We start from the raw sequence: 4742 nt of genomic DNA, 5'->3' as shown, positions 1-4742 counted from the left end.
TGTTGAGCAGGCCATCAACCCCTATGACAGGGCTGTTCCCCTCCTCGGGCACATCTATGTGGGCATTACGGCTTGCTCCTTTCGACGGTGTTGCGCCCCTTGTACTGCTCGACGTCGTGGGTGACCGGCCGCCCGCCGATGCTGCCGCGCTTCTTACGGTTCGCGGCCTGGTCCGCCTTCTCCGGAATGACTGCCTTGGTCTTCCGTTTGTGCAGGTAGGCGCGGTTGGCTCGCGAGGAGTACGCCTTATCGGCGGCGACGGCGTCCGGGCGGGTGCGGGGACGCCCGACGGCCCCGCGCACCTTGATCTTCTCCAAGACCGGGATGAACCGGGGGCTGTCTGCAGCCTGCCCGGGCGTGAGTACGAACGCCATCGGGCGGCAGCGGATGTCCGCTGCGAGGTGGACCTTGCTGGTCAGCCCGCCGCGCGATCGACCAAGCGCGGCCGCCTTCAGCCGGGCGCGGCGGCGCTGCCGATGCCGTCGGCGCTCGGCTTGGTCCTCAGGCTCGGTATTTATCGGGGCGGTTTGCCCGGTTTCCACCGCCCCCTTTGTCTTCGGCCGCGGTCTTCTCCAGTGCCTCGAGTACTTCGGGGTCCCCCACCATCCCGGCGGCGTCATGATGAGCGCGGGCCACCGTGGAGTCCACGCTGACCAGCGACATATCCGCCTCTCCACGGCGAGCGGCCTCGGCGATCATGCCTTCCATCAGCGCAGCGAACACCCCGGCGCTCCGCCACTGGGAGAAACGGTCATAGACCGTTTGACCAAGCACCGAACTCACGCGGGATCTCCCGCCACTGACTGCCGGTGCGAAACCGCCAGACCACCCCCTCGAACTGCTCGCGCAGCCGGTAAGGGTAGGGCCCGAACCGCCCGATCGGCAGAAACAGTTCGATCAACTCCCACTCGTGATCGCTGAGTTCACATCGCGCCATCCAGGCGTTCTACCAGTACGCAGAGCAAGCCGGAGCCGGATCCCCCGCACCATTGATCACGACTCCGTACAGGCCCTAGTAGGACTTTGAGCGTCATGGTGCCGTCGCCTGGAGAACCGCTCAGACACAGGACATCTCAAGTCCTCGGCCAGGTGCGCACGGGAGGGCGGAGGTCGCCCGATCTCCCTCGCAGGTGATGGTGCGGCCCTCGGCAGGGGCCGCCGTATCGGGCATGCCGACGCGGGTCCTGTCCAGGCACGCTCCCGGCGGCACGAAAGTCGGCTTCTCTTTCAAGCGGCGGATCACCACGCAGGAGCCACGTGCTCCGTTGTAGCTAGATATCCCGTTCTCCACCGATATGATGCCCTTTGTGATCATGTTTGGACGGCTGCGTGGTCGTCGTGCTCCCTACCGCGGCCGGTGGGAAGCTGTCGTGCTGTCACCGGTGATCCTTGCCGTCCTCATCACGGGCCTGGCGTTCTCCACACCGAGGGAGATCGCCATCAGCCGCCTCCTGCCCGTCGCGCCCGCCCTCGCCGCCGCAATGTGGCCCGCGCTCCCCACGATCCTGCTGGGGACGTTCTGCCTGCTGGTCATGATCGGCCTCAGCTTCGTCTACACCGATCTGGGGACGCCATACACAGCGGCTGCGATCGTCGCGGTCACCTTGGCGGCCGCATACGCAAGCCATCTCCGAATCCAGCGGGAGAAGACACTCTTCCATGTCCGGCTTGTCGCCGACGCCGCCCAGAAGGTGCTGCTGCGCCCTCTGCCGTGCCGCATCGGTGAGGTCGAGATCGAGTCGCTGTATCTGGCGGCCCAAGAGGAGGCCCGGATCGGCGGCGACTTCTATGAGGCGGTCGAGACACCGTACGGGGTCCGGCTGCTCATCGGCGACGTACGTGGCAAGGGCCTGTCCGCGGTGGGGGCGGCCTCAGCGGTCACCAACTCCTTCCGGGAGGCCGCGTACGACGAGCCGGACCTGAGGGGCATCATCGAGCGTCTGGAGACCAGCACCACCCGCAACAGTGCCGCGTTCCCCGCCCCGGACCTGCCGGAGCGCTTTGTTACGGCTCTGCTCGCCGAGATCCCGCATGGCGGCGGCCACGTCAGACTACTCAACTGCGGGCACCCGCCTCCGCTGCTGGTGCACCGCGGGGAGATCCGCGTCCTGGAGCCCACCACCCCTTCGCCGCCCCTCAACCTCGCGGCGCTCATCGGAGACCACTACAGCGTCGACATCGTCGCCTTCGCCCCTGGCGACCAACTGCTGCTCTACACCGACGGCGTATCCGAAACCCGGGACCGCACGGGCGAGTTCTTTCCACTGCCGGACTGGATGCGGCGGCAAGACCCGGCGCCACCCCGCGAGCTGCTCGACCGGCTCCACCGGGACTTGCTCCTCTACAGCAGCGGAAGGCTCGACGATGACGTCGCGGCCCTCGCCGTGCGGTGCCCGAACGCCCAAGCGCAGGAGCACCCCGCGTAGTGCCTCCGCTCTGGCGGGGCATGGTCACGACACCGTGCCGGGCCCGGCGGCGCCTCGTTGCACGGGAGGGGCGGCGAAACGTCCGAGTAGCCCACAGCGAGGACGCTTCTCCGCCTTGCGGCTGCACGCACCAGACACCGCGGGCCCCGCCTTGCGGCGGACGGCGCTATTGGTCGGACAGGACCTAAGAGCCGGGAATTCAACCCGAGTTCAGGCCTGGATCATTGACGCGCCCCACCGCTCTCCCTACGTTCATTCCGCACCTGTCGGATCACCACGGATGCGGGAGGGGACATGCGCGTCGCAAGGCGATGGAATGCGACCGGGATCATGGCGGGGGGTGCCGCTCTGGCCATAGCACTCATCGCGCCGGGGGCCCCCGCCCTCGCGGACGAACACCGCACGGAGCCGCTCCCTCTGGAGCGGCTCTTCGACAATACGGCGGTCAGTGACGACGCACGGCCGGCCGAGGGGGATTTCGACGGTGCCGGGCAGTCCCTGTCCGCCCAGGACCTGGCAGTCGCCGGGTGGACCCCGGGCCGTGCGCTCGCCATCGACGGGGCCCGGCTGAGCTGGCCGCGCGCCACGGCGGGGCGGCCCGACAACGTACGGGCGGACGGTCAGGCGGTGCGGCTGAGCGGCCGCGGCGACGCGCTGTCCTTCCTGGTCGCCGGGACCGGCGGCGACGCGGCCGGCACCGGGACGGTGCGCTACCGGGACGGTTCCCGCAGCACGTACGCGCTCACCGCCCCCGACTGGCGCACCGGGCCGCTGAGCACGAAGGCCGTCGCCCTCCCGCACATCAACACGGCCGGCGGGCAGCGCCCGGAGAAGGTCCGGTTGTACGCGGTCACCGTGCCGGTCGAGCGCGGCCGCGAGATCGCGTCGGTGGTCCTGCCGAAGGACCCGGGGCCCGCGGCTGATCTTCATGTCTTCGCGGCGTCGGTGCGCACTCCGGCGAGTGGCTGGAGCGGCAGCTGGTCGGCGAGCACGTCCGGGTACACGTCGGTCGGGCCCTGGACGGACCAGACGCTGCGGCTGGTCGTCCACAGCAGCGCGGGCGGGCCCCGCGTCCGTATCCGGCTCGCCAACACCTTCGCCGCGGCGCCGGTGCGGATCGGGCACGCGTCGGTCGCCGTGCAGGGCTCGGGGGCCGGGGCGGCGGGTACGCCGAAGCGGCTCTCGTTCTCGGGCCGGCCGGGGGCACAGATTCCGGCGGGGGCCGAGATGTTCAGCGACCCCCTGGGCTTCTCCGTACCCGCCGATAGGAACCTGCTGGTCAGCGTGCATCTTCCGGAGACGGTGGCGGCCGCTCCGGTGCACAGCCGGACGAACCAGCGCTCGTTTCTGAGCGCGCCGGGCAGCGGAGACCGTACGGGCGACGGCGGTGGCGCGGCCTTCACCGGGACGCTGACCAGCTGGCCCTTCCTCACCGGCGTGGACGTCGGAGGCGGCCCCGGCTCCGTGGTGGCGCTCGGCGACTCCATCACCGACGGTGACAAGTCGACCGTCGACGCCAACCGGCGGTGGCCGGACGTGCTGTCGCGGCGGCTGCGGGAGCAGAGCGAGGTGCCGCGGTACGGCGTGCTCAACCACGGGATCTCCGCGAACCGCGTGGTCACCGACCGCTACCCGGGAGACGGGGTCAGCACCGACACGGGCGGGGTGAGCGCCCAGCACCGGCTGAACCGCGATGTGCTGGCGCAGACCGGGGCCCGTACGGTCGTGGTCTTCGAGGGGATCAACGACGTCCGCTGGGGCGCCACGCCGGACGCGGTGATCGCCGGGATGCGGGCCATCGCGGAGCGGGCCCGGGCACGGGGGCTGCGGGTGGTCGCCGCGACGATCGCGCCCTGCGAGGGCTACCCGGACTGCACGCCCGCGGTCGACGCCCGGCGCACCGCCGTGAACGCCTATCTGCGGGCCAACGGCGGCACGTTCGACGCCGTGCTCGACTTCGACGCGGTGATCCGCGATCCCGGGCGGCCCCAGCGGATGCTGCCCGCGTACGACAGCGGCGACCATCTGCACCCCGGTGACGCCGGGCTGCGGGCGCTCGCCGAGTCGATCGACCTGCGGAAGCTGGTGCCGTAGGCGGCTGGTGTGCCGTAGGCGCCTGATGCCGTGGGCGACTCATGCCGCACGCGACTCATGCCTGCCACCCTCCAGGACCGTGCCCGGACGGGCTCCCCGACCCTGACGAAGCGCGGCGGGTACGGGAGACCGCACGCAACTCACGCCGCAGCGACTCATGGCGTAGGCGCCCGTGGCCGTAGGCGCCTACGGCCACGGGCGCTCCCGCCGAGGCCTCTGTCC

The 4742-nt window shown here is 70.5% G+C and carries 2 protein-coding genes and 1 pseudogene; 2 read left to right on the top strand and 1 reads right to left on the bottom strand.

Annotated features, from left to right (window positions below; genetic code table 11):
• Positions 1 to 77: 77 nt before the first annotated feature.
• A pseudogene (locus tag ABZW18_RS34170) lies at positions 78 to 937 on the bottom strand (transposase); the annotation flags it as partial.
• A 376-nt stretch (positions 938 to 1313) separates the two neighbouring features.
• On the opposite strand from ABZW18_RS34170, the gene ABZW18_RS34165 reads away from it, so the two are divergent.
• Both ABZW18_RS34165 and ABZW18_RS34160 read left to right on the top strand, forming a co-directional pair.
• Positions 1314 to 2426, top strand: coding sequence for a PP2C family protein-serine/threonine phosphatase (locus ABZW18_RS34165; RefSeq protein ID WP_356195263.1), 1113 nt, complete (start codon positions 1314 to 1316; stop codon positions 2424 to 2426).
• Positions 2427 to 2720: 294 nt separating this feature from the next.
• Entirely contained in the window at positions 2721 to 4520 is a 1800-nt protein-coding gene (locus ABZW18_RS34160; RefSeq protein ID WP_356195260.1) for an SGNH/GDSL hydrolase family protein, read from the top strand.
• The last annotated feature ends 222 nt before the right edge of the window (positions 4521 to 4742 follow it).

It is taken from the genome of Streptomyces sp. NPDC004647 (genome assembly GCF_040609575.1).
In the GTDB taxonomy this organism is placed as follows: domain Bacteria; phylum Actinomycetota; class Actinomycetes; order Streptomycetales; family Streptomycetaceae; genus Streptomyces.
Note: the sequence above shows the minus strand (reverse complement) of the source record. Positions and strands in the feature narration are given on the sequence as shown.